The 23,865-nt window shown below is 71.2% G+C and carries 22 protein-coding genes; 12 read left to right on the top strand and 10 right to left on the bottom strand.

Annotation, left to right across the window (positions count from 1 at the left end):
- Positions 1-155: 155 nt before the first annotated feature.
- From ACFUJ1_RS13715 to ACFUJ1_RS13690, 6 genes are all read left to right on the top strand, one after another.
- Complete coding sequence (locus ACFUJ1_RS13715; RefSeq protein WP_378645467.1) at positions 156-1,076, top strand: aminodeoxychorismate lyase; 921 nt, start codon at positions 156-158, stop codon at positions 1,074-1,076.
- Between the two features lie 158 nt (positions 1,077-1,234).
- On the top strand, positions 1,235-2,701 hold the full coding sequence (locus ACFUJ1_RS13710; RefSeq protein ID WP_378645465.1) for a cytochrome ubiquinol oxidase subunit I: 1,467 nt from the start codon (positions 1,235-1,237) through the stop codon (positions 2,699-2,701).
- A 9-nt stretch (positions 2,702-2,710) separates the two neighbouring features.
- Positions 2,711-3,742 carry a cytochrome d ubiquinol oxidase subunit II gene (gene cydB / locus ACFUJ1_RS13705; RefSeq protein WP_378645464.1) on the top strand — a complete coding sequence of 344 codons (1,032 nt, stop codon included), beginning with the start codon at positions 2,711-2,713 and terminating at the stop codon, positions 3,740-3,742.
- 73 nt (positions 3,743-3,815) lie between these two features.
- Entirely contained in the window at positions 3,816-5,567 is a 1,752-nt protein-coding gene (gene cydD / locus ACFUJ1_RS13700) for a thiol reductant ABC exporter subunit CydD (protein WP_378645462.1), read from the top strand.
- Positions 5,564-7,291, top strand: coding sequence for a thiol reductant ABC exporter subunit CydC (gene cydC / locus ACFUJ1_RS13695; protein WP_378645461.1), 1,728 nt, complete (start codon positions 5,564-5,566; stop codon positions 7,289-7,291). Before cydD ends, cydC begins: the two co-directional genes overlap by 4 nt.
- Positions 7,292-7,537: 246 nt before the next feature.
- Positions 7,538-8,122, top strand: a complete 585-nt coding sequence (locus tag ACFUJ1_RS13690) for a Uma2 family endonuclease (RefSeq protein ID WP_378645459.1) — start codon at positions 7,538-7,540, stop codon at positions 8,120-8,122.
- Position 8,123: 1 nt separating this feature from the next.
- Here ACFUJ1_RS13690 and ACFUJ1_RS13685 read toward each other — a convergent pair whose 3' ends face one another.
- The 6 genes from ACFUJ1_RS13685 to ACFUJ1_RS13660 all read right to left on the bottom strand — a co-directional run bounded on the left by ACFUJ1_RS13685 (position 8,124) and on the right by ACFUJ1_RS13660 (position 12,271).
- The gene (locus ACFUJ1_RS13685; RefSeq protein WP_378645458.1) at positions 8,124-8,822 is read right to left on the bottom strand and encodes an FABP family protein; all 699 of its coding nucleotides are present in this window, start codon (positions 8,820-8,822) and stop codon (positions 8,124-8,126) included.
- 191 nt (positions 8,823-9,013) lie between these two features.
- Entirely contained in the window at positions 9,014-9,319 is a 306-nt protein-coding gene (locus ACFUJ1_RS13680) for a DUF1416 domain-containing protein (RefSeq protein ID WP_233015823.1), read from the bottom strand.
- A 5-nt stretch (positions 9,320-9,324) separates the two neighbouring features.
- A complete protein-coding gene (locus ACFUJ1_RS13675) occupies positions 9,325-10,158 on the bottom strand; it encodes a sulfurtransferase (RefSeq protein ID WP_378645456.1) in 834 nt (277 codons plus the stop codon).
- Between the two features lie 30 nt (positions 10,159-10,188).
- Positions 10,189-10,671 (bottom strand): DUF4395 domain-containing protein, encoded by a 483-nt coding sequence (locus tag ACFUJ1_RS13670; RefSeq protein ID WP_378645725.1) that lies wholly within the window; start codon positions 10,669-10,671, stop codon positions 10,189-10,191.
- Between the two features lie 286 nt (positions 10,672-10,957).
- Positions 10,958-11,410 (bottom strand): thioredoxin family protein, encoded by a 453-nt coding sequence (locus ACFUJ1_RS13665; RefSeq protein ID WP_378645455.1) that lies wholly within the window; start codon positions 11,408-11,410, stop codon positions 10,958-10,960.
- Between the two features lie 39 nt (positions 11,411-11,449).
- Entirely contained in the window at positions 11,450-12,271 is an 822-nt protein-coding gene (locus ACFUJ1_RS13660) for an LmeA family phospholipid-binding protein (protein ID WP_378645453.1), read from the bottom strand.
- 177 nt (positions 12,272-12,448) lie between these two features.
- On the opposite strand from ACFUJ1_RS13660, the gene ACFUJ1_RS13655 reads away from it, so the two are divergent.
- The 6 genes from ACFUJ1_RS13655 (at position 12,449) to pstB (ending at position 18,240) form a co-directional block, all read left to right on the top strand.
- Positions 12,449-13,213, top strand: a complete 765-nt coding sequence (locus tag ACFUJ1_RS13655) for a winged-helix domain-containing protein (protein ID WP_378645452.1) — start codon at positions 12,449-12,451, stop codon at positions 13,211-13,213.
- A complete protein-coding gene (gene mshD / locus ACFUJ1_RS13650; RefSeq protein ID WP_378645450.1) occupies positions 13,210-14,133 on the top strand; it encodes a mycothiol synthase in 924 nt (307 codons plus the stop codon). The genes ACFUJ1_RS13655 and mshD overlap by 4 nt, the downstream gene beginning before the upstream one ends.
- Positions 14,134-14,375: 242 nt before the next feature.
- Positions 14,376-15,485: a phosphate ABC transporter substrate-binding protein PstS gene (gene pstS, locus ACFUJ1_RS13645; RefSeq protein WP_378645449.1), complete on the top strand. Its 1,110-nt coding sequence runs from the start codon at positions 14,376-14,378 to the stop codon at positions 15,483-15,485.
- A gap of 89 nt (positions 15,486-15,574) precedes the next feature.
- Positions 15,575-16,549: a phosphate ABC transporter permease subunit PstC gene (gene pstC, locus ACFUJ1_RS13640; RefSeq protein ID WP_378645447.1), complete on the top strand. Its 975-nt coding sequence runs from the start codon at positions 15,575-15,577 to the stop codon at positions 16,547-16,549.
- Complete coding sequence (gene pstA / locus ACFUJ1_RS13635; RefSeq protein ID WP_233015831.1) at positions 16,549-17,448, top strand: phosphate ABC transporter permease PstA; 900 nt, start codon at positions 16,549-16,551, stop codon at positions 17,446-17,448. Before pstC ends, pstA begins: the two co-directional genes overlap by 1 nt.
- Before the next feature lie 15 nt (positions 17,449-17,463).
- The gene (gene pstB / locus ACFUJ1_RS13630; protein WP_067647266.1) at positions 17,464-18,240 is read left to right on the top strand and encodes a phosphate ABC transporter ATP-binding protein PstB; all 777 of its coding nucleotides are present in this window, start codon (positions 17,464-17,466) and stop codon (positions 18,238-18,240) included.
- A 98-nt stretch (positions 18,241-18,338) separates the two neighbouring features.
- On the opposite strand, the gene phoU is transcribed toward pstB, so the two are convergent.
- From phoU to ACFUJ1_RS13610, 4 genes are all read right to left on the bottom strand, one after another.
- Positions 18,339-18,998 carry a phosphate signaling complex protein PhoU gene (gene phoU, locus ACFUJ1_RS13625; RefSeq protein WP_378645445.1) on the bottom strand — a complete coding sequence of 220 codons (660 nt, stop codon included), beginning with the start codon at positions 18,996-18,998 and terminating at the stop codon, positions 18,339-18,341.
- Positions 18,999-19,090: 92 nt separating this feature from the next.
- A complete protein-coding gene (locus ACFUJ1_RS13620; RefSeq protein WP_378645444.1) occupies positions 19,091-20,833 on the bottom strand; it encodes an LCP family protein in 1,743 nt (580 codons plus the stop codon).
- Positions 20,834-21,574: 741 nt separating this feature from the next.
- The gene (gene dusB, locus ACFUJ1_RS13615; protein ID WP_378645723.1) at positions 21,575-22,729 is read right to left on the bottom strand and encodes a tRNA dihydrouridine synthase DusB; all 1,155 of its coding nucleotides are present in this window, start codon (positions 22,727-22,729) and stop codon (positions 21,575-21,577) included.
- 64 nt (positions 22,730-22,793) lie between these two features.
- Entirely contained in the window at positions 22,794-23,756 is a 963-nt protein-coding gene (locus ACFUJ1_RS13610; protein WP_378645442.1) for an acyl-ACP desaturase, read from the bottom strand.
- Between the last annotated feature and the right edge of the window lie 109 nt (positions 23,757-23,865).

The following is a 23,865-nucleotide window of genomic DNA, read 5'->3' as shown; positions in this document are numbered from 1 at the left end:
CCGGGTCATTCGGGCCGGTTCGGATAGAGGACATGACAAGGAATGTCCTGCTGCTATCACGAAATCATCAAATATGTTGGCGACACGCGCCGATGGAGCAATCAACTCGAGCGCACCGTAGGCATTACCTGCCCGAATTGCCTACGCTCCTACCCATGGCGGATCGAGTTCTTGTGACACTCGACGGCGCGGTCCAGGATGCGGACGCGCCGTTGTTGTTTGCCGACGACATCGGTGTTCTGCGCGGCGACGGTGTCTTCGAAACGGTGCTGGTGCGGAACGGCAGCCCGTGTGCGATCGAGTTCCACCTGGGCAGGCTGCGCCGCTCCGCCCAGGCGCTGGAGCTACCCGAGCTGGAGCTGAGCCGGTGGCGGGCGGCGGCCGAGATAGCGGCCAAGGAATGGGGCGACGAGGAAGAGGGCGTGCTGCGCCTGGTGCTGACCCGCGGCCGGGAGAGCGAATTCACCGAGGTGCCCGATTCGGTGACCTCGGGCGAGCTCGCCGCCGCCGTCCCGGTCCCGACCGCGTTCCTCACGGTGAGCCCGGTGCCCGCCCGCGTGCAGAAGGCCCGCACCGATGGCATCAAGGTGGTGAGCCTGGTCCGCGGCATCTCCATCGATCTGGCCCAGGCCGCGCCCTGGCAGCTGCTCGGCGCCAAGACGCTCTCCTACGCCACCAACATGGCCGCGCTGCGCTTCGCGCACCGGCAGGGCGCCGACGACGTGATCTTCACCAGCACCGAGAACCGGGTGCTGGAGGGGCCGCGCTCGACCATCGTGATCGCGCGGGACAAGACGCTGATCACCCCGCCCGCCAAGAACGGCGTGCTGCCCGGCGTCACCCAGCGGGCGCTGTTCAACGAGGCCCGCAAGGCGGGCTGGGAGGTCAAGTACGAGCCGCTCTGGACCGCCGACCTCTTCGTCTGCGACAGCATCTGGCTGCTCTCCAGCATCACGCTCGCGGCCAGGGTCGCCCAGCTGGACGGCATCCGGCTGATGGCGGCGGACAGCACCGACGAGATCATCGAACTGGTCGACCGCGGGGTCGCGCGGGCGGGGGCCATCGGCGACTGGTGAACCCGGCCCGGCGCCCGGATTTCCGGCCGCCGATGGACTCGACCGGCCGCGCTGCGTGACGCCGACAGCGATTCGCGTCACGATGATTGGTGCGTGGCGCTTCCGCACGTAGCCTTACTACAGAGTGTCGTAGACAAATCGGCTGGTAGGAGGTCACGGTGAGCGCGCTGGACGTGTCGCGATGGCAGTTCGGGATCACCACCGTCTATCACTTCCTCTTCGTGCCGCTCACCATCGGCCTCGCGCCGCTGGTCGCCGGGATGCAGACGGCGTGGGTGATCACGGGCAAAGAACACTGGTACCGGCTGACCAAGTTCTTCGGGAAGCTCTTCCTGATCAACTTCGCGCTCGGCGTCGCCACCGGAATCGTGCAGGAATTCCAGTTCGGGATGAACTGGAGCGAGTACTCCCGCTTCGTCGGCGACGTGTTCGGCGCGCCGCTGGCGCTGGAGGGGCTGGTCGCCTTCTTCCTGGAGTCGACGTTCCTCGGGCTGTGGATCTTCGGCTGGAGCAGGCTGCCCCGGCTGGTGCACCTGGCCACCATCTGGCTGGTCGCGATCGGCGTGAACGCCTCCGCCTTCTTCATTATCGCGGCCAACTCCTTCATGCAGCACCCGGTTGGCGCCAGGTACAACCCGGAGACCGGCCGCGCCGAGCTCACCAGCATCGTCGAGCTGCTCACCAACAACACCGCGCTGGCGGCCTTCCCGCACGTGGTGGCAGGCTCGTTCCTCACCGCGGGCACCTTCGTCGCCGGGATCGGCGGCTGGTGGATGGTGCGCAACGCGCGCGGCGGGGACCCGGCGAAGCTGGAAGAGGCACGGACCCTGTGGCGCCCGGTCGCGCGGGCCTCGCTGGTGGTGGTCGCGCTCGCCGGGGTCGCGCTGATCTACACCGGTGACGTGCAGGGCAAGCTCATGTTCCAGCAGCAACCGATGAAGATGGCCTCCGCGGAATCGCTGTGCCACACCGAGACCGACCCGGACTTCTCCGTGCTCACCGTCGGCACGCACAACAACTGCGACAGCGTGACGCACGTGATCGAGGTGCCGTTCGTACTGCCCTGGCTGGCCGAGGGCAGGTTCACCGACGTCACCCTGGACGGCGTCGTCGACCTGCAGCAGTCCTACGTCGACCAGTTCGGCCCCGGCGACTACCGGCCCAACCTCTTCGTCACCTACTGGGCGTTCCGCGCCATGATCGGGCTCGCGGGCGGGTCGGCGCTGCTCTGCGTGGTCGGGCTCTGGCTCACCCGCGGCGGGCGGGTGCCGCACCAGCGCTGGTTCGGCTGGCTCGGCATCGCCGCCATCCCGACGCCGTTCCTGGCGAACAGCGCGGGCTGGGTCTTCACCGAGATGGGCCGCCAACCCTGGGTGGTCGTGCCCAATCCCACCGGTGACCCCAACCTGCGGCTCACCGTGCAGGAGGGCGTCTCGCAGCACCCGGCGAGCACCGTCTGGATCTCGCTCGCGGTCTTCACCCTGCTGTACGGCGCGCTCGCGGTGGTCTGGTTCTACCTCATGCGGCGCTACGCGATGGCCGGGCCGGACCAGCCGAAGCCGCCGCCGGACGAGTCCTCGCCCGATCAGGACGAACCCGTCCGCCAGCTGTCCTTCGCCTACTAGGAGCCGACGATGAATCTGCAGGAGTTCTGGTTCGTCCTGATCGGCGTGCTCTTCACCGGCTACTTCGTGCTGGAGGGGTTCGACTTCGGCGTCGGCATGCTCATGCACCCGCTCGGCAGGCGCTCGGACACCAGGCGCCGGGTGGTGCTCAACACCATCGGCCCGGTCTGGGACGGCAACGAGGTCTGGCTGATCACCGCCGGCGGCGCGCTCTTCGCCGCCTTCCCGGAGTGGTACGCCAGCCTGTTCTCCGGGTTCTACTTCGCGCTGCTGCTGGTGCTGGTCGCGCTGATCCTGCGGATCTGCGCGATCGAGTACCGCGGCAAGATCGACGACCCGGTGTGGCGGCGGCGCTGCGACCTCGGCATCGCCTTCGGCTCCTGGGTACCGGCGCTGGCCTGGGGCTGGGTCTTCGCGAACGTGGTGCGCGGCGTCCCGCTCGACGCCGACAAGCAACTCGTCGGCTCGTTCCTCGACCTGCTGAGCCCGTACGCGCTGCTCGGCGCGCTCACCACCGCCGTGCTCTTCGCGCTGCACGGCGCCACGTTCCTGGTACTCAAGACCGGCGGCGAGGTGCGGGCCGACGCGCAGCGGGTGGTCAGGCTGCTGCTGGTGCCCGCCGCGCTGATCGTCGGCGGCTTCGGGCTCTGGACCCAGCTCGCGCACGGCGCGAGCTGGACCTGGATTCCGCTCGGGCTCGCGGTGCTCGGCCTGGTCGGCAGCGCCGCCGCGACCCTGGTGCAGCGGGACGGGATCGCCTTCACCGGCACCACGCTCGCCGTCGCCGCGGCCACCGCGCTGCTCTTCGGCTCGCTCTTCCCGGACGTGCTGCCATCGACATTGGACCCGGCGTGGTCGCTGACCGTGCGGAACGCGTCGTCGACGCCGTACACGCTGAAGATCCTGAGCTGGGCGGCGATCGCGGTGACCCCGGTGGTGCTGCTCTACCAGGGGTGGACGTACTGGGTCTTCCGCAAGCGCATCACGGTCGACCAGATCCCGCCGCACATAGGGCTGCCGCGCCGCGCGCCGAGCGCATGAGCGGGCCGGGCCGGGAGGCGGGCGCCGGGCGCGGCAACCCGGCGCCCCGCGCGTGCGGAACAGGCGCGGAGTGATGGCGCGCCGCGCGCCGATCGATCCGCGGCTGTGGCGGTATGCGCGGTCGGCTCGGCCGTATCTCGTTCTCACCGTTGTGTTCTCGCTGCTCACCACGGTCGCCATCGTGGTCACCGCGGTGGCGCTGGCCCGGGTGCTGGCCGGGGTGATCACCGACCCGGCCGCCCGCGGCTTCGGCGCCTGGACGCCGGAGCTGCTCGCACTCGTCGCCGCGCTCACCGGACGGGCCGTGGTCACCTGGTGGCAGTCGCGGCTGGCGCACCGGGCCGGGGCGAGCGTGGTCGCCGAGCTGGAGCGGGCCGTGCTCGCCGCGGGCGCCGCGCTGCCGCCGCGCGAACTGGAGCGGCACCGCACCGAGCTGGCCGTCGTGGTCGGCACCGGGCTCGGCGGGTTGCGCGGGTACCTCACCGGGTACCTGCCCGCGCTGCTGCTCGCCGTGCCGGTCCCGCCCATCGTGCTGGCGGTGATCGCGCTGCACGACCCGGTCTCCGGCGGGATCGTGCTGCTCACGCTGCCGCTCATCCCGATCTTCATGGTGCTCATCGGGCTGCTCACGCAGGGGCGGGCGGCGGCCACCCTCGCCGCTACCACCCGCCTCTCCGACCAGGTGCTCGACCTCTTCGCCGGGATGCCGACGCTGCGCGCGCTCGGCCGGGAGGGCGGCGAGCGGAGCATGGCCGGGGTGGTGGCCGAGCTCGGCGAGTCGCTGCGCGTGCGCACCATGCGCACGCTGCGCGTCGCCTTCCTCTCCTCGGCGGTGCTGGAGCTGCTCGCCACGCTGAGCGTGGCGCTGGTGGCGGTCTCGATCGGGCTGCGGCTGGTCTTCGGCGAGATGGGGCTTTACGCCGGGCTGGTCGCGCTGATCCTGGCGCCGGAGGTGTACCTGCCGCTGCGCACGGTGGGGGAGCGGTTCCACGCCGCGCAGGACGGGATGGCGGCGGCGGATCGCGCCTTCGCGGTGCTCGGCGCGGAGGGTGCTTCGGCCGGTTCTCGCACGGTGGCCGCGACAGTCGCGACGGCTGCGACGGCCACGACGGCCACGACGGCCACGACGGCCACGACGGCAGCGCGGCGCGCGGAGCGCAGGGTGGCTCCGGCGGTGATCGAGCTGGAGCGGCTCTCCGTCGACAGCCGCTCCGGGGCGGCGCCCTCCGCGCTCTCCGCCGTGCTGCGGCCGGGTGTGGTGACGGTGCTGACCGGGCCGAACGGGTGCGGAAAGTCGACCGCGCTGCAGGTGATCCTCGGCCTCGCCGCGCCGGACTCCGGCCGGGTGACGGTGGACGGCACCGAGGTGGCCGCGCTCGATCCTGAGCAGTGGTGGTCCCGGCTGGCCTGGCTGCCGCAGCGGCCCGTCCTGGTGCCCGGCACCCTGCGGGAGAATCTGGAGCTGCTCGGCGCCCACCCGGTCGATCTCGACTTTGCCTGTGCGGCGACCGGTTTCGATGCGGTGCTGGCCGAGCTCCCGAACGGCTGGGACACCGTCGTCGGCGTCGGCGGCGCCGGGCTCTCGCTCGGCCAGCGCCAGCGGCTCGCGCTGACCCGCGTGCTCTGCGCGGATCGCCCCGTCCTCCTGCTCGACGAGCCGACCGCCCACCTCGACGCCGCGAGCGAGGCCGCGGTCCTCGCCGCCCTCCGCGAGCGCGCCGCCGCGGGGGCGACGGTCGTCGTGGTCGGGCACCGGGAGTCGGTGCTCGCCGCGGGCGATGTCGTGGTCGAGGTGGCGGCACGGGTCGCGGAGGTGGTCCCGTGAGCGCAGGCGCGATCCGGCGGCTCCGCGCAGACCTGCGCGACCTGCGCGAACTCCTCGCCTGGAACCCCTGGCGCCTCACCACCGCCATCACCTGGGGTGTGCTCGCCCTCGGCAGCGGCCTCGCCCTCGCCGCCCTCGCGGCCTGGCTCATCGCCAGGGCCTGGCAGATGCCGCCGGTCCTCGACCTCACCGTCGCGGTGGTCGCCGTGCGCGCGCTCGGCATCTCCCGCGGCCTCTGCCGCTACCTGGAGCGCCTCGCCACCCACGATGTCGCGCTGCGCGCGCAGAACACCGCCCGCACCGCCACCTACCGCACCCTGGCAGGCTCGCGGGCCTGGCTGCGCCGCCGCGACCGCGCCGACGCCACCGTGCTGCGCCGCGGCGACCTGCTGGTGCGCATCGGCGCCGACATCGACGACCTCGGCGCCGTCGTGGTCCGCGCCGTCGTGCCGTGCGCGGTCGCGCTGGTGCTCTCGGCCGCCGCCGTCCTGCTGCTCGTCCTGCTCGCCCCGCTCGCCGCCCTCGTCCTCGCGGCGGCACTGCTGGTCTCCGCGCTGCTCGCGCCGTGGCTCGCCGCCACCGCGGCCGCCGACGCCGAGCGGGCGGTGCGTGCCGACCGCGCCGAGTTCACCGCCCGCGCCGTCACCGTGCTCGACCACGCGCCCGAGCTCCGGGTCGCCGGTCGCCTCCCCGAGGCCATGGCCGCGGCCGCCGCCGCGAGCGCCCGCGCCGTCGCCGCCGAGGACCGCGCCGCCTCCCGCAGCGCCTGGGCGGCCGCCGCGCTACCGGCGAGCATCGGCGTCAGCGTGCTCGGCGCCCTGCTCACCGGGCTGGCGCTCTACGGCCCCACCGGCGGCACCCCCGCCGGGATGAGCCCCATGGCGCTCACCATGCTCGTCCTGGTCCCCCTCTCTGCCTTCGAAGCGGTGGCCGCACTCCCCGCGGCCGCCCAAGCCCTCACCACCGGCCGCGCCGCCCTGCACCGCCTCCGCGCGCTCGACCCGCCCACCAGCCCTGCCGCCCGGCACCGCCCCCGCGCGCTCGACCTGCCCGCCGACCCTGCCGCGCTGCGCCGCCCCCGTGTGCTCGACCCGCCCACCGGCCCTGCCGCGCTGCACCGGCCTCGCGGGCTCGAACTGCCCACCGACCCCGCCGACTTGCGCCTCCCCGAACGCCCCCGCGACGCGAAGCGAATCGCCGTCATCGGCCCCAGCGGCGCGGGCAAGACCACCCTCCTCATGCACTGGGCCGGCCTCTTCGACACCCCCGAACCAGGCACCACCTTCTTCGCCGAGGACGCCCACCTCTTCGGCACCTCGATCCTGGAGAACCTCCGCGTCGCCCGCGGCGACATCACCGAGCCCGAGGCCACCGAGGCACTCCGCGCGGTCGGCCTCGGCGACTGGCTGACGACCCTCCCCGACGGCCTGCACACCGTCCTCACCGGCGGCGCCGCCGCGGTCTCCGGCGGCCAGCGCCGCAGGCTCCTGCTGGCCCGCGCCCTGCTCGCCCCCGCCGAGGTCCTGCTCCTCGACGAACCCACCGAGCACCTGGAGGCCGAGGCGGGCGCAGCCCTGCTCCGCCGCCTGCTCGACCCGGACGACCCCCTGGTGCCCCCCGGCCGCACCGTCGTCGTGGTCACCCACCAGCTGCCGGACACCCACCGCGCCGACCTGGTCCTGCACCTGTCCGCCCTCGGCGAAAATACGTTGCCGGTTTCCTGAACCGCTACTAGATTCGTGGTACACGAGGAAGGAGGTGGTTCCCAGAATGCATAGTTCAAGGACACGTGAGGTGGCTGTCAGCTAGCGCCACCGCTGCGGGAATTCCCTACGCGTTGCGCGAGCGAATTCCAGGCAGTCACCCGGCCCCCGAGCCCCCGGCCAGTCCGTCCGGGAGCGGCACCGACCAAGTCGGCACCGCACAGCTCGGGGGTCGTCCCTTTTCCAGCCCGCCGTTAGGCTTGTGTCATGACCGTCGACCCGCTGCCCGACTGGGTGATCCCGCCGCCCGGCGGATTCACCGTCGAGGACTTCGTGCGGCTCGACGGGTTGCCCCGGCACACCGAGCTCATCGACGGGAGTCTCATCTTCGTGAGCCCGCAGGAGAAGTGGCACAGTCGTGTCGTATCCCGATTCCTGCGGGAGCTCGATCGGCAGGCGCCGCCGCAGTGGCGCGCCGACCGGGAGATGACGGTGAAGCTCGGCGCCAGACAGATGCCGAAGCCGGACGTGATCGTCGTGAGCGCGGAGGCGTACGAGCGCGAGGCACCGTCCACCCACTACTTCGCCGCCGATGTCGTGCTCGCCGTGCAAGCGGTCTCGCCCGACTCGGAGGAGCGCGATCGCGACACCAAGCCGGTCAAGTACGCCAGGGCGGGCATCCCGCACTACTGGCGCATCGAACGCCGCGGCTCCGACGCCGTCGCCTACCTCTACGAGATCGACCCGGCGACCGACCGCTACAGCCCCGCCGGAATCTTCCACGACCGCTTGCGCAGCTCCGTGCCGTTCCCGATCGATATCGACCTGACCGAAGTCGGTAGGCGCGGCTGACTCAGCCGACGTAGCGCTGGAGGCGGGCGGAGAGGCGGGGCTGGAGGGGGCCGTCGGCGACGACGCGCTCCTCGACGTAGGCCAGGTCGCCGCCGTCGACGATGCCGTAGAGCCGCTTCGCGCCGCCGACGACGATGCCGGACTGGCTGCGGATCACCACATCGGTGGCGAGCTCCCAGGACGACTGGGTGAGCGCGTGGCCGTAGAAGAGCTCGACGATGCCGTTGCTGTGCGTGAGCAGCAGCTCGATGACCTCGTCCTTGCCGTCCACGCCGACCCGCCAGAAGCCGGTCTCGCGCAGATCGGGGCCGCCGTAGGAGCCGTCGGTCTCGATGAACCAGGAGCGGGACTCCCAGGCCAGGTACTCGCCGCCGTCGTGCGAGACGACGATCTGCTGGCCGAACCGGTAGTCACCCCGGCCCGGCTCGTTGCCCTCGCCCTCGCCGCGCCACACGCCGACCATCGGGAGCAGCGCCAGCATGGCCGGGTTCAGATCGGGGCCGAGGCGCAGGTTCGCGGTGTCGTCGGGCAAGGGGAGATCGGGCAGCGTCGGAATGTTCCGGCCGCTGGTCGACTTGGACCGCTCGACCGCACCGGCGACGGCTGCGTCGCCGCTGAGCCGGGCGGCGGGCACCGCACCGTTCTCCGTGTCACTCGCTCGCTCGCTCGGATCCGGACCCTCGCTCGCGAGTTCGCTCATGATTCGGTGAACAACCGGTAGAAGACGTACAGGCCGAACCATCCGATCAGGATGGACACGGCCACCAGCAGAAGCTCGAAGAAGAGGACCACGGAGCGAGTCTATCGGCCCGGCCGCAGGCCCGCGCGGACGGCCCCGGACATGCGAACGGCCCCGGGGTTCCGCGGAACCCCGGGGCCGTCCGGCACACGTCACTTGGCGACGGTCACGTCCACGTTGTGGATTCCGGCGCCCTCCGGCGCCACCTCGGCGGAGCCGTTGCCGGTCGAGGAGAGGGCGCGCAGCGTCCAGCTGCCCGGCGCCGCGAAGAAGCGGAAGTCGCCGGTGCCGGAGGCCACGACCTCGGCCGTGAAGTCACCGTTGCCGTCGAGCAGCCGCACGAAGGCGCCGCCGACCGGCTGGCCGTCCTCGGCGAGAACGCGGCCGGTGATGACCGTCTCCTTCTCGACGTCGACGCCTGCCGGGATGTCCTGTCCCTGGGTGGGTGCTGAGCACATGGTCGTCACGCTCCCAGCTCGATGGGGGCACCGATGAGCGAGCCGTACTCGGTCCAGCTGCCGTCGTAGTTCTTGACGTTCTGGTGCCCGAGCAGCTCCTGCAGCACGAACCAGGTGTGCGAGGAGCGCTCGCCGATCCGGCAGTAGGCGATGGTCTCCTTCTCGCCGTCCAGCCCGGCCTCCTTGTAGAGCTCGGCCAGCTCGGCGTCGGACCGGAAGGTGCCGTCCTCGTTGGCCGCCTTGCTCCACGGCACGTTGATGGCGCCGGGGATGTGGCCGGGGCGCTGGCTCTGCTCCTGCGGGAGGTGCGCGGGGGCCAGGATCTTGCCGGAGAACTCGTCGGGCGAGCGCACGTCGACCAGGTTCTTGGTGCCGATCGCGGCGATGACCTCGTCGCGGAAGGCGCGGATCGACAGGTCCGGCGCGGAGGCCTTGTACTGGGTGGCCGGGCGGCTCACCGCGTCGGTGGAGAGCGGACGGCCGTCCAGCTCCCACTTCTTGCGGCCGCCGTCGATCAGCTTGACGTTGTTGTGGCCGTACAGCTTGAAGTACCAGTACGCGTAGGCCGCGAACCAGTTGTTGTTGCCGCCGTAGAGCACGACCTCGTCGTCGTTCGAGATGCCGCGCGCCGAGAGCAGGTCGGAGAACTGCTCCTGGTTCACGAAGTCGCGCCGGACCGGATCTTGCAGATCCGTCTTCCAGTCCAGCCGGACAGCGCCCGCGATGTGGCCGCCGTCGTAGGCGGAGGTGTCCTCGTCGACCTCGACGAAGACGACGCCGGGGGCGTTGAGGTTCTCTTCGGCCCAGTCCACGGAGACCAGGACATCGGAGCGAGCCATGTGCACTTTCCTTTCGACGAACGTGCAGAGTCAGTTCGGTGCCGGGGTCCGGCGGAATCGGGCGACCAGGGGATAGATCCGGCAGCCGAGGCAGATCCCGAACGCGGCGTTCAGGAACGCGGCGAACAGGGCGAAGCCGGTGAAGATCACACCGACGAGGGGGGAGCCGGCCAGGAAACCCAGCAGGCCGACGGCGCTGAAGACCAGGCCGAGCAATTGGGCGAACCGCAGCGGTGGCGTCGGCTCGGTCTCGGTGGGCGGGCCGACCCGCGGCGCGACCACCGCGCGGAAGATCCGCCCGTAGGGGCTGTTCTTCGGGCCGACCGCGGCGCCGACGGCGAACACGACGGCCTGCGCCGCCAGCACGATCGCCGCCGCGACCGGGGAGAAGGCCGCGAGCACGAGGACGACCACCAGCACGGCGCTGGTGACCCAGGCCGCGAAGCGGGGGCCGCGGACGTCGACCACATCGGGGGAGGTGCGGGTGGGGGTGGCTTCGGAAACCAAGGGAATCTCCTGCGCGTGAGTTCTATGGCGGATCGGGTTGGGATCGGGCCCGTTCACCGGGGATCGAGGGATCTCACACGCGGTGAACGCAGGTCGGCGTCAGGAACTCTGAGGGGGCCGACCGCTCAGCGGCACAGGCAGCAACAACCCCCGAGCCGACACAGATCGACCGTGCGGCGTCGGGTGAGCATCAGCTCGTGGTCGGATTGCACGACGTCAAGTTTACCGGGTCCGTCGGGGGATTCGTCGGGAGACCCGGAATTTCCGGGTTTCCGGCCAGGTCAGAGTTACTTCACGCGGTGAGCGGAACCAGTGCGGAGCGCAGTGCGTCGGCCTTGGGGACGCCGGAGATGCGGAAGCGCTCCCTGCCCTCGGCGTCGAAGACGAAGGTGGTCGGCAGCGAGAGCACGTTCAGCTCGCGGGCCAGCGCGGGCTCGGCGTCGATGTCGACCTCGATGTCCTGCGGGGCCTGCGGCGTCGCCGACAGATCCTCGGTGACGCCCGCCACCACCCGGCGCACCGCCGCGCACGGCCCGCACCACTCGGCGGAGAAGTGCAGCACCGCGGGGCCACCACCGGTGACGCCGACCTCGGCGAGCAGCTCGGTGCGGCGGTCGGTCGCGGAGCCGGGGCCGGTCACCGCCTTGGGGGCGGCGTCGCGCAGCTTGCCCTCGCGCGCCCGCAGTGCGAACCCGACCGCGGCGGCGGCGAGCAGGACCACAACCAGAACGACGATCTCGATCATGACGGCTTTCTCCGGGGACGAACGGGCGGGAGGAGCCGATCAGCGGCGCCCGATGCCGAGCCGATCCAGATCGATCGTCACGTTCTCGCCGCGGCCCTCCACCACGATCTGACCGCCGAGCGCGAACGCCTCGGTCGGCCGCACGCCGAAGGGCAGCTCCTCGGTGTCGATGGTACGGGTGAACCGCTCGAGCACCGCCGGGCGTTCCGCCTCCGGCACCACGGCGGTCGGGGTGGCGTCGGCCAGGGTGCCCTTGTACATGCCGGTCGCCACGATCCGCACCTCGTCGCCGTCGAGCAGCAGATCGGCCATCACGCTGACCTTCTCGGACTCGCCGTCGCCGAACGGGGCGGCCGTCCCGCCGGTCTGCTCGGGCAGTGTCCCGGTGAGCACCAGCGCGCCCGCGGTGGTCATCCCCGACCCACCCGAGCCGCCGGTGCCGTCCGACTTGTCCGCGGGCCTGGAGTGCACCTGCAGGTCCGGGATGCCGAAGAGCCTGCCGAGCTCGGTCGGCTCGATCCGCATCCTGGTGGCGACCCGCTCGACCGGGATGTTGCGCACCCGGCCGTCGGAGAGGTCGCCGACCTCCATGTGCACGCCGGTGAGCGTGGCCTCCAGCGCGATCTCGCCGGGCAGGTCCGGCCGCTTGGCGCTGGCCCTGATGTCGACCGTCTCGAACCGGCCGTCCAGCGCCTGGGCGAAGAACGGGAAGCCGTGGATGGTGACCTCCGGGTCGGCGCTGAGGTCGGCGCCGTCGCGGAGCGTGCGCGACACGCGGTACTCGGTGTAGGCGGCGACCCCGAAGTCGGCGACCACCACCAGTCCCGCGAGTACCAGCAGCCCGATGATCAGCTTGCGCATGGCTCGACCCTAGTCGCGGCGGCCCGATCGGCACCCGCGCCGGGGCCTCCGGGCCGTGTGAACCCGGACTATCGGGACCGACGCGCTAATCTTTCTCCCGGAATCACCTGTGATGATGCGATGTGGACCCGGCGATGCGGCCGACCGGTCCGCGCGCCACGAGATGGAGGAGGGCTTGTGGAGCTGCTCCTGCTGACCTCCGACCCCAACCCCGAGTCGGTACTGCCCTCGCTAGCGCTGCTCGCGCACCACGTGCGCCCGGCGCCGACCGAGGTCTCCTCGCTGCTCGAGGCCGGAACCGCGGATGTCGCCCTGGTGGACGCGCGCACCGATCTGGCGGCGGCCCGCGGGCTGTGCAGGCTGCTCGGCAGCACCGGGTCGTCGGTGCCGGTCGTCGCCGTGCTGACCGAGGGCGGGCTGGTCGCGGTGAACGCCGACTGGGGTCTGGACGACATCCTGCTGCCCGGCACCGGCCCGGCCGAGCTCGACGCCAGGCTCCGGCTGCTGGTCGGCCGCAACGGCGGCGCCGCGAGCCCGGAGAACACCGGCAAGATCACCCTGGGCGAGCTGGTGATCGACGAGGGCACCTACACCGCGCGGCTGCGCGGCCGCCCGCTCGACCTCACCTACAAGGAGTTCGAGCTGCTGAAGTACCTGGCCCAGCACGCGGGGCGGGTCTTCACCAGGGCCCAGCTGCTGCAGGAGGTCTGGGGCTACGACTTCTTCGGCGGCACCCGCACGGTCGACGTGCACGTGCGGCGGCTGCGCGCCAAGCTGGGCAGCGATTACGAGTCGCTGATCGGCACCGTGCGCAATGTCGGGTACAAGGCCGTCCGCCCGTCCCGCACCGCGGCCAAGGGCGAACCCGCGGGCGCCGACGACGGCGAGCAGCCGGCCGGGGACGCCCCGCTCGCCCCGGTCAACAACGGCACCGCGCAGTGACCGGCACCGACTGGAGCGACCGGCTGGACGAGCCGACCGCCGCCGCCGTGCGCGCACTGCTCGCCGCGGCGACCGCGGCGGACGGCGTCGCGCCGGTCTCCGAGGCGGCCGTGCTCTCGCTCGCCGACCCCGCGGCAGGCGCGCGGCACCTGGTCTCCCGGCACGGCGGCGAACCCGCCGGGTACGCCAATCTCGTTCCGGCGCACGGTGATCACCCGGCCATGGCCGAGGTGGCGGTCGCCCCGGCCGCGCGCGGCCACGGCATCGGATCCGCCCTGGTCACCCGCGTATTGGCGGAGGGCGGCGCGGGCGCGCGGGTGTGGGCGCACGGCGACCTGCCCGCCGCGAAGGCGGTGGCCGGGCGGCTCGGGCTGCGCACCGCGCGCGAGCTCTGGCAGATGCGGCGGCCACTGGCTACGCCGGAGCTACCCGAGCTGGTCGTTCCGGACGGCATCGTGCTGCGCACCTACCGCGGTCCGGGCGGCGCGGGCGCGGCCGACGACGCCAAACTGCTCCGGGTGAACAACGCCGCGTTCGACTGGCATCCCGAGCAGGGCGGCTGGACCGAGCGCGATATCGCGACCAGGCGCGCGGCCGACTGGTTCGACCCGGCAGGTCTCTTCGTCGCCACCGTCGCCGCCGATCCGGAGCGGCTGCTCGGATTCCACTGGACCAAGGTGCACTCCGACGAGAGCCCTCCGGTCGGCGAGGTGTACGTGGTCGGGATCGACCCGGCGGCGCAGGGCAGGGGGCTCGGCAGGCTGCTGACCCTGGCCGGGCTGCACCACCTTCGCGCGCGCGGCCTCGGCGAGGTGCTGCTCTACACCGAGGCGGACAACACCGCGGCCGTCCGCACCTACACCCGGCTCGGCTTCGCGCCCGCGCACGTGGACGTCGCCTACGCCGCGCCGGTCGCCTGACGGTCGTCCTGGAGACGCTCCAGTAAACGGACGGCAAATCGTAAGGGAGCCTCCGCGCCCGCGCCGGTGTGTTCATTTTCCGTTCACTCAGCCTGGTCCAACTGTCAACCGGGCGACCTTACTTTGTGTACGGGCGGCTCGGTGGCTGCCCTGGTGCGCAAGTTCCCCGCGAACGCTCCGCACCAGAACACCCGCTCGGTCGGTGAGGGACCGGGCGTGTCGCATGCGATTCCGGAGGAATAGTGAAGTTCAAGCGCAGCAGCGCCCTTGTCGGTGTGCTGGCCGCAGGGGCCATGGTCCTTTCCGCCTGTGGTAGCGATGACAACACCACGGAGAACACCGGCTCGACGGTCGACGTCGCCTGCGGTGGCAAGGAGGCCCTCAAGGCGAGCGGCTCCTCGGCGCAGAAGAACGCGATGGATCGCTTCGTCGCCGCCTACGAGGCCAACTGCGACGGCTCGACCCTGAACTACACCTCGAGTGGTTCCGGCGCAGGCGTCAACGAGTTCCTCGGCGGCCAGACCGACTTCGCCGGCTCCGATTCGCCGCTGAGCGAGAGCAAGGGCGAGGTGGCCAAGGCCGCCGAGCGCTGCGGCGGGGCCCCGGCGTGGAACCTGCCCGCCGTCTTCGGCCCGATCGCGGTCAGCTACAACATCGACGGCGTGACCAACCTGGCGCTGGACGGCGCCACCGCCGCCAAGGTGTTCAACGGCACCATCAAGACCTGGGACGCCCCGGAGATCAAGGCGCTGAACCCGGGCGCGACGCTGCCCTCGGCCCCGATCGCGGTCATCTTCCGCTCGGACGAGTCGGGCACCACCGACAACTTCCAGCTCTACCTGGACGCCGCCGCGAACGGCGCGTGGGGCAAGGGCACCGGCAAGGCCTTCAACGGCGGCGTCGGCGAGGGTGCCAAGGGCAACGAGGGTGTCACCGCCGCGGTGAAGAACACCAAGAACGCCATCACCTACAACGAGTGGTCCTTCGCCAAGTCGCAGAACCTGTCGGTCGCGCGGATCGTCACCGCCGCCGGCCCGGAGCCGGTCGAGCTGACCAGCACCTCCGCGGCCAAGGCGATCGACAGCGTGAAGATCAAGGGCCAGGGCAACGACCTGGTGCTCGACGTCTCCTCGTTCTACAAGCCGACCACGGCAGGCGCGTACCCGATCATCCTGCCGACCTACGAGATCGTCTGCTCGAAGTACACGGACGGCGCGACCGCCACCGCGGTCAAGGCGTTCCTCACCTCGGCGATCGACAACGGGCAGGACGGCCTGGACGCGAGCGGCTACGTGCCGATCCCCGACCAGTTCAAGACCCGCCTGACCACCGCCATCAACGCGATTTCCTGATCGAGTAGGCCATGACCGTGCACCCTGAGGTGTCCGCCGAGGGCTCGTCCACCGCGACGAGCCCGACTGCGGGCGGAGAATCATCGTCCATGACGAAGCCGCCGAGCAACGAGCCCGGCCCCGGCCGGACGAAGAAGGCGTCGAGCCAGCGGATCGAGGTCCTGTTCCGGTCGCTGGCGACGGCGGCGGGCGCGACCATCGTGGCCGCCATCGCCCTGATCGCGCTGTTCCTCCTGATCCGCGCGGTGCCATCGGTCATGGCGAACAACGCCAACTTCTTCACCAGCACCGAGTTCAACACCTCGAACGCCGACGACCTGCGCTTCGGCATTCGCGACCTGTTCATGGTCACCGTGCTGAGCTCTATCTTCGCGCTGGTGATCGCGGTGCCGATCGGTATCGGTATCGCGCTGTTCCTCACCCAGTACGCGCCGAAGCAGGTGGCCCGCCCGTTCGCGACGCTGGTCGACCTGCTCGCGGCGGTGCCGTCCATCGTCTTCGGGCTCTGGGGCTTCCTGGTGCTCGCTCCGCAGATCGAGCCGGTGCAGACCTTCCTGAACGACAAGCTCGGGTGGTTCTTCCTCTTCTCGGACGGCAACGTCTCGCTGGCCGGCGGCGGCACGATCTTCACCGCGGGCGTGGTGCTCGCGGTGATGATCCTGCCGATCATCACCTCGGTCGCCCGCGAGGTCTTCAACCTCACCCCGCGGGCGCACATCGAGGCCGCCCAGGCGCTCGGCGCCACCAAGTGGGAGGTCGTGCGGATGACGGTGCTTCCCTACGGCCGCTCCGGCGTGATCGCTGGCTCCATGCTCGGCCTCGGCCGCGCGCTCGGTGAGACCATCGCCGTCCTCGTCGTGCTGCGCACGGCGTCGCAGGCGGGCAACTGGTCGCTCTTCGACGGCGGCTACACCTTCGCCTCCAAGATCGCCTCGGCGGCCTCGGAGTTCAGCGCGCCGCTGCCGACCGGTGCCTATATCGCGGCGGGCTTCGTGCTGTTCGCGCTGACCTTCGTCGTCAACGCGCTGGCGCGGGTCGCGTCCGGCGGAAGGGTGAACGGCTGATGACCACCACACTCGACAAGCCGATCAAGGCGCCCGCCTTCCGGGCGATCAGCACCGGCCGCAGGGTCAAGAACCACATCGCCACCGTCGTCGTCGCGATCTGCTTCGTGATCGCGCTCATCCCGCTGGTCTGGGTGCTCGGCCTGGTCATCACCAGCGGCATCGAGGCGGTGCTCAGCTCCGACTGGTGGCTGAACTCGCAGAAGGGCGTGCTGCCGGACCAGAGCCGCGGCGGCGTCTACCACGCGATCTACGGCACCATCGTGCAGACCCTGATCGCCGCCGTGCTCGCGGTGCCGCTCGGCATCATGGCCGCGGTGTACCTGGTGGAGTACGGCCGCGGCTGGCTCGCCAAGACCACCACCTTCATGGTCGACATCCTGGCGGGCGTGCCATCGATCGTCGCCGCGCTGTTCATCTTCGCGCTGTGGATCGCCACCTTCGGCTTCCCGCAGAGCGCCTTCGCGGTCTCGCTCGCCCTCGTGCTGCTGATGCTGCCGGTGGTGGTGCGCAGCACCGAGGAGATGCTCAAGCTGGTGCCGGACGAGCTGCGCGAGGCGTCCTATGCACTCGGCATCCCGAAGTGGAAGACGATCGTGCGGATCGTCATCCCCACCGCCCTGCCCGGCATGCTCAGCGGCATGCTGCTCGCGCTCGCCCGCGTCATGGGCGAGACCGCGCCGGTGCTGGTGCTGGTCGGTTACAGCAAGTCGATCAACACCGACGTGTTCGACGGCAACATGGCCTCCCTGCCGCTGCTCATCTACCAGGAGCTGGCGAACCCCGAGCCGGCGGGCCGGCTCAGGGTGTGGGGCGCGGCCCTGACGCTGATCCTGCTGATCGCGGCGCTCTACGCGGCGGCCGCGGTCGTGAACAAGCTGCTCACGCGGAACCGATAGAGGCGGAACGAAACAATGGCCAAGCGTATCGACGTCAAAGACCTGAACATCTTCTACGGCAAGTTCCACGCCGTCGCCGATGTCGCGCTCACGGTGCTTCCGCGCAGCGTCACCGCCTTCATCGGGCCATCCGGCTGCGGCAAGTCGACCGTGCTGCGCTCGCTGAACCGCATGCACGAGGTCACCCCGAACGCCAGCGTCCAGGGTGCCGTGCTGCTCGACGGCGAGGACATCTACGGCTCCCAGGTGGACCCGGTCGGCGTGCGCCGCACCATCGGCATGGTGTTCCAGCGCCCGAACCCGTTCCCCACCATGTCCATCCGGGACAACGTGGTGGCCGGGCTGAAGCTGCAGGGCGTGCGCGGCAAGAAGGAACTGGACGAGGTGGCCGAGCAGTCGCTGCGCGGCGCCAACCTCTGGAACGAGGTCAAGGACCGGCTGGACAAGCCGGGCGGCGGCCTCTCCGGCGGCCAGCAGCAGCGGCTCTGCATCGCCCGCGCCATCGCCGTCTCGCCCGACGTGCTGCTGATGGACGAGCCCTGCTCCGCGCTCGACCCGATCTCCACCCTGGCGATCGAGGACCTGATCACGGAACTCAAGAAGGAGTTCACCATCGTGATCGTCACGCACAACATGCAGCAGGCTGCCCGGGTCAGCGACCAGACCGGCTTCTTCAACCTGGAGGCCCAGGGCAAGCCGGGCAAGCTGATCGAGATCGACGACACCGAGAAGATCTTCTCGAACCCGTCGAAGCGCGCCACCGAGGACTACATCTCCGGCCGCTTCGGCTGATCCGCCCGCGACGACAAAGGCCCGCGCTCGCGCGCGGGCCTTTCGCGTGTCCGATGGGGGGGCTCGCCCGGCGCGAACGCCGGGCGAGCGGAGTGCGACTACTTCTCGTCGGTGCTCACGGGGAGCTCGCCGGTGACCAGGAAGACGACCCGGCGGCCGATCTCGACGGCGTGGTCGGCGAAGCGCTCGTAGTAGCGGCCGAGCAGGGTGACGTCGACGGCGGCGGCGACGCCGTGCTTCCAGTCCCGGTCCATGAGCAGGGTGAAGAGGTGGCGGTGCAGGTCGTCCATCGCCTCGTCCTCCTCGTTGAGTTCGAGGGCGCGCTCGGGATCGCGGGTCGCGAGCACCTCCTTGGCGCTGGCGCCCATGCTGACCGCGATCCGGCCCATCTCGGCGAAGTAGCCGTTCACCGCCTCGGGCAGCGCGTGCGCGGGGTGCCTGCGCCTGGTCACCTTGGCGACGTGCTGGGCGAGCGCGCCCATCCGGTTCACGTCGTTCACGATCTGGATGGCGCTCACCACCTGGCGCAGGTCGCCCGCGACCGGGGCCTGCAGCGCGAGCAGCGCGAAGGCGCGCTCCTCGGCGTCGCTGATCATCTCGGCGATCCGGTCGTCCTGGGAGAGCACCTGTTCGGCCAGCCCGAGGTCGGCCTGCAGCAGCGACTGGGTGGCCCGCTCCATGGCGGCGCCCGCGAGTCCGGCCATCTCGCCGAGGAGATCGGCGAGGTCGGCCATTTGCTCGTTGTAGATGACACGCATGGGCAGAGACTAGTGTCCGCGACTTTCCGCGTCACCAACGACGGGTGAATGGCGGGTGATGCGCCCGGTCCGGGCGCATTCCCGGCAAACCGCTACTTGCAGGTGTCGTCGGCGGCGTTCATGTGCTCCAGGTCGGAGGGGAGCGCGACCGGCGCGGCGCTCGCCGGGGTGCCCAGCGGCACGCTCGGCAACGTGGTCCCGACCGGGGTCGGCGGCACCACCGTGCCCGCGTAGCTCTCGCCGAGCACCAGCTCGATGATGCTGCCGAGCTCGTCGGCGCGCTCCAGGCTGGCGCCCGGGATCGAGCTGGCGACCGTCGCCGCCTCCGCCTCGTGCCCGGTGGCGTACCTGACCTTCGTGCTCGGCGAGGTCCCGCCCGCGTAGTTCGAGGTGGTGTAGATGCCGAAGCCCTGCGTGCTCAGCTTGGTGGCGGTGCGCTGCGCGGAGCCCTCCATCCCGGAGGCGTTCGACACCTGCACCGAGACGATGCTCGGGTCGACGGCGGTGAGCTTGGCCGTCGGCTCGGCGGGCGCGGGCTCCGCCTCGGTGGTGATCTCCGGCGCCTTCTGCTCGCCCGGCAGCGGCTGGTCGTCGATGACCGCGCGGAACAGCGCCTTGATGTCGGTGTCGCGCGGGATCTCGTTGCCGTAGGAGGTGGTGCCCGCGGTCGGGATGGTCAGGAAGGTGACCGCGCCCGCGCTCATCTTCTGCAGCGAGCGGCCGAGCATGAGCAGGTCCTGGCTGCGCACATTGTCGACGAAGGTGTGGCTGGTGAAGGCGGAGACGAAGCCGTTCATCTTGCCGGGGTCGAGCAGCACCTTGCTGGAGAGCGCGCCGCGCAGCAGCGAGGCGAGGAACTTCTGCTGCCGGTTGATCCGGTCGTAGTCGCTGCGCTCCTCGCCGTAGACGTGCCTGGCGCGGACGTAGTTCAGCGCGGTCTGGCCGCTCACGATCTGCTTGCCCGAGGTCTCCAGGATGGTGCCGAGGGTGTCGTCGATGATCGGCTTGGTGCTGCACACCTCGACGCCGCCGACCTGGTCCACCATGGCCTCGAAGCCGGCGAAGTCGATGCCGATGAAGCGGTTGATGCTGAGCCCGCTCATCTTGCGGACCACGTTCACCAGGCAGCGCGGGCCGCCTAGCGCGTAGACCGCGTTCAGCTTGTCGCCCATGGCGGAGGGGAAGGTCTCCTGGGTGTAGGTGCCGTTGTCGTTGTCCCAGCCCTGGCACTGCGGGCGGGTGACGTCCAGGTCGCGCGGGAAGGAGACGACGACGACGCGGGAGCGGTTCTTGGGGATGTTGACCAGCATGACGGTGTCGGCGCGGGCGCCCTCGGCGTCCTCCAGCGTGCCGGCGCCGATGTCGCCGTTCACCCCGGCCCTGGTGTCGGTGCCGACGATCAGGAAGTTCTCGTCGCCGAGCTGCAGGTCCGAGTCGAGCACGTCCTCCGGGTTCTCGTCAAGGGCATTGACCTGGGTGAAGCCGCTGTCGGTCGCGCGCAGGTAGCTCCAGCCGCCGCCGGTGGTGAGCAGGGCGATCACCGCGACCGCGGCCACGGACGACCGCAGTGCGAAGCGGCCCCGCTTGCTCTTGACGCCGGTGGCGCCCGCTTTCCGCGGGCCGACCGCGCGCGGCTGCTCCGCGCTGCGCGCCTTCCGGCCGCGCGGGGCGTCGCCGGTCTTGCGCGGCTCCGGCCCCGGCTCGATCGGGGGGATCTCCTCGGTGACGTCCTCGGCGGGTTCGTCGGCGACCGGGCCGCGCGGTGGTACCGGGGGCTTGCGGCCCTTCTCCGCCCTGGCTCGGGACGGGCCCGCGGCCGGTGCCTGCCGGTGCACCCGGGTGGAGTCGGCGGCGGGTTCGGGGGCTGGCTTCTCGGCGCGGCCGGGCGCCTGGCGTCCGGGGGGAGGGGCGGGCTCGTCGCGGGCGGGAGCCTGGCGTCCCGCTGGCCGGGCGACGTCGTCGCGGGCGGGGGTCGGCCGTTGGGGGGGCTGTCGACGGGCTGATTCGTCCGGTGCCGGCGCCTGGCGTCCGGGGGCCCCCCGCCCGCCTGCCCGAGGCGGATCTTCGCGGCTCGGAGCGCGCCGCCCCGGAGCGGGCCGCCCGGGATCGCTCGGCCGCCCCGGAGCCGGTGCGGCACCGGCGATATCCCCCGCGACCGGCGAGCCACCCCTGCCGCGCGCGGGTGGCGGCTCCCGCCGCGCGGCACCCTGCCCGCTCGGCCTGCGCTGCTCGCCCTGCGAATCCGGCCGCCGTCGCCGCGCGACCCGCTCACTGTCGACCTTCTGCACGAGGTCGTGCACGGTGAGCGGAGCCGACGCCGACTCGTCACCGTCCTCCGAGTGCCTGGACCGGCGGGACGAGTGCGCGCCGTCCGCCTCGGGCTCGCTCCCGGCCGGGTACCGCTCCCAAGGGGGGCGGCCTCCCGGACGTGGCGAACGCCCCTGCCGATCGTCAGCCACCTACGAACCTCGCTTTTCCCGATCCCTGCTGCCGCATCAGGCCGTGTCGACCGGCGTGACCGATGCCGCAATGATAACGATTACGCCACGGCAGGCCACTTCTGCCGCACGCAACGATCAACCGCCACTGTGCATGACGTCCGCGGCGTGCGGAACCGCCGGGTCGTCGGGGTCGTCCAGCCAGCCGTGCGGCAGCGCGACCTTGCCCGGCGAACCCTGCCGCCCGCGCGGCCCCTCCGCGTCCCGGGGGAAGGGCGCCTCCCGGTCCAGCTGCTCGACGAGCCCGGCGAGCTCGGACAGCCGGGAGACGGTCGCGAAGGCGCGCCGCAGCTCGGAGCCGACCGGGAACCCCATCAGGTACCAGGCCATGTGCTTGCGCAGATCGCGCATGGCCTTGTCCTCGCCGTCGTGGTCGGTGAGCAGCGCGCCGTGCCGATACAGCACCTCGCCGACCCGGCCCAGGTTCGGCGGCTCCGGCATGGGCTCGCCGCGCAGCGCGGCGGCCAGCTCGGCGAAGAGCCACGGCCTGCCGAGGCAGCCGCGGCCGACCACGACGCCGTCGCAGCCGGTCTCCGCCATCATCCGCACCGCGTCGGCGGCGGCGAAGATGTCGCCGTTGCCGAGCACCGGGATGGTGGTCACGTGCTCCTTGAGCTTCGCGATGGCGGTCCAGTCCGCCTGCCCGGAGTAGCGCTGGGCCGCGGTCCGCGCGTGCAGCGCGACCGCCTGAGCGCCCTCGGCCTCGGCGATCCGCCCCGCGTCCAGGTAGGTGTGGTGCTCGTCGTCGATGCCGATCCGGAACTTCATGGTCACCGGGACGCCGTACGGCTCGGCGGCGCGCACCATGGCCTTGACGATCTCGGCGTAGAGCGAGCGCTTGTAGGGCAGCGCCGCGCCGCCGCCGAGCCTGGTCACCTTGGGCACCGGGCAGCCGAGGTTCATGTCGATGTGGTCGGCCCAGCCCTCGCCCGCCACGATCCGTACCGCTTCGGCCAGCGTCTTCGGGTCGACCCCGTAGAGCTGCATGGACCTGGGGTGCTCGTCCGCGTCGAAGGACATCATGTGCAGCGTCTTCTCGTTCCGCTCCACGATGGCCCGCGCGGTGATCATCTCGCAGACGTAGAGCGAGGTCGCGCTGCCGAACTCGCGGCAGAGCTTGCGGAACGCCAGGTTGGTGATGCCCGCCATCGGGGCCAGCACCACCGGCGGATCGACCGGGTAGGGGCCGATCCGCAGCGCGTTGCCCGTTGCTGCCGCGGTCGCGGCTTCCAGCGTCGTCACGGTTACCAGTGTGGCACCGCCGGGCAGCTGCCCGGCGGTGCCGGGGTCCGTGGCGTCAGCTGCCGGTGGTCGCCAGCTCGCGCTTCTTGGCCTCGCGGGCCAGCATGCGGTCGCGCTGCTCCTCGAACTTGAGCACGTCGGCGCCCAGCTTCTCCAGGAACTTCGCGAGCCGCTCGCGGACCTCTTCGCCGCGCGGGCTGAAATCGTCGCGCTCGAAGATCTGCCACTTCTTCAGCACCGGGTTGACCACGTCTTCGAGGTGCTGGCGCAGGTCGTAGATGCCGTGCTTGGCCATCAGTACGCCGTTGCGGCGGAAGTTGGGCATGCCCGCGCCCGGCATCTGGAAGTTCTCCAGGATCAGGGTGATCGCGTCCAGCGCCTGATCGGGGGAGAGGTCGAGCGCCGCGCCGCAGAGGTTGCGGTAGAAGATCATGTGCAGGTTCTCGTCGGCGGCGACGCGCTGCAGCATGCGGTCGGCGATCGGGTCGTCGCACACCCTGCCGGTATTGCGGTGGCTGACCCGGGTGGCCAGCTCCTGGAAGGTCACGTAGGCGACCGAGTGCAGGAAGCCGGCGTCGGCCTCGGTGGGGGAGGCGAAGCCGTTGGTCATGTGGATCATCCGCGCCTCTTCGAGGGCGACGGGATCGACACCGCGGGTGACCACCAGGTAGTCCCGCATCACGATGCCGTGCCGGTTCTCCTCGGCGGTCCAGCGCCCGACCCAGGTGCCCCACGCGCCGTCCTGCGAGAAGTTCTCCGCGATCTCCCGGTGATAGGAGGGGAGGTTGTCCTCGGTCAGCAGGTTGGTGATCATGGCCGCCTTGGCGACCTCGTTCAAGTGGGACTGCTCCGGCGCCCAGTCCACACCGCCCATGGCGGCGAAGTTGCGGCCCTCGTCCCACGGCACGTAGTCGTGGGGGTGCCATTCCTTGGCCATGGAGATGTGCCGGTTGACGTTCTCTTCGGCAACCGGCTCCAACTCTGTCAGAAGCTCGAGTTGAGTCAGATCCCTTGCCATAGTGTCTTGTGCCCTTCTCAGTCGGTGCGTGCGGTCGTTCGGGTCGTTTTCCACGGTAGACCGAAGCCGATGCGGCCATACCTTACGGCACCGTAGGTGTGATGCGAAA

Origin of the sequence: Nocardia sp. NPDC057227 (genome assembly GCF_042669725.1) — a bacterium.
GTDB lineage: Bacteria > Actinomycetota > Actinomycetes > Mycobacteriales > Mycobacteriaceae > Nocardia > Nocardia asteroides_A.
The sequence above is the reverse complement of the archived record's forward strand: the minus strand, read 5'-3'. Positions and strand labels throughout refer to the sequence as shown.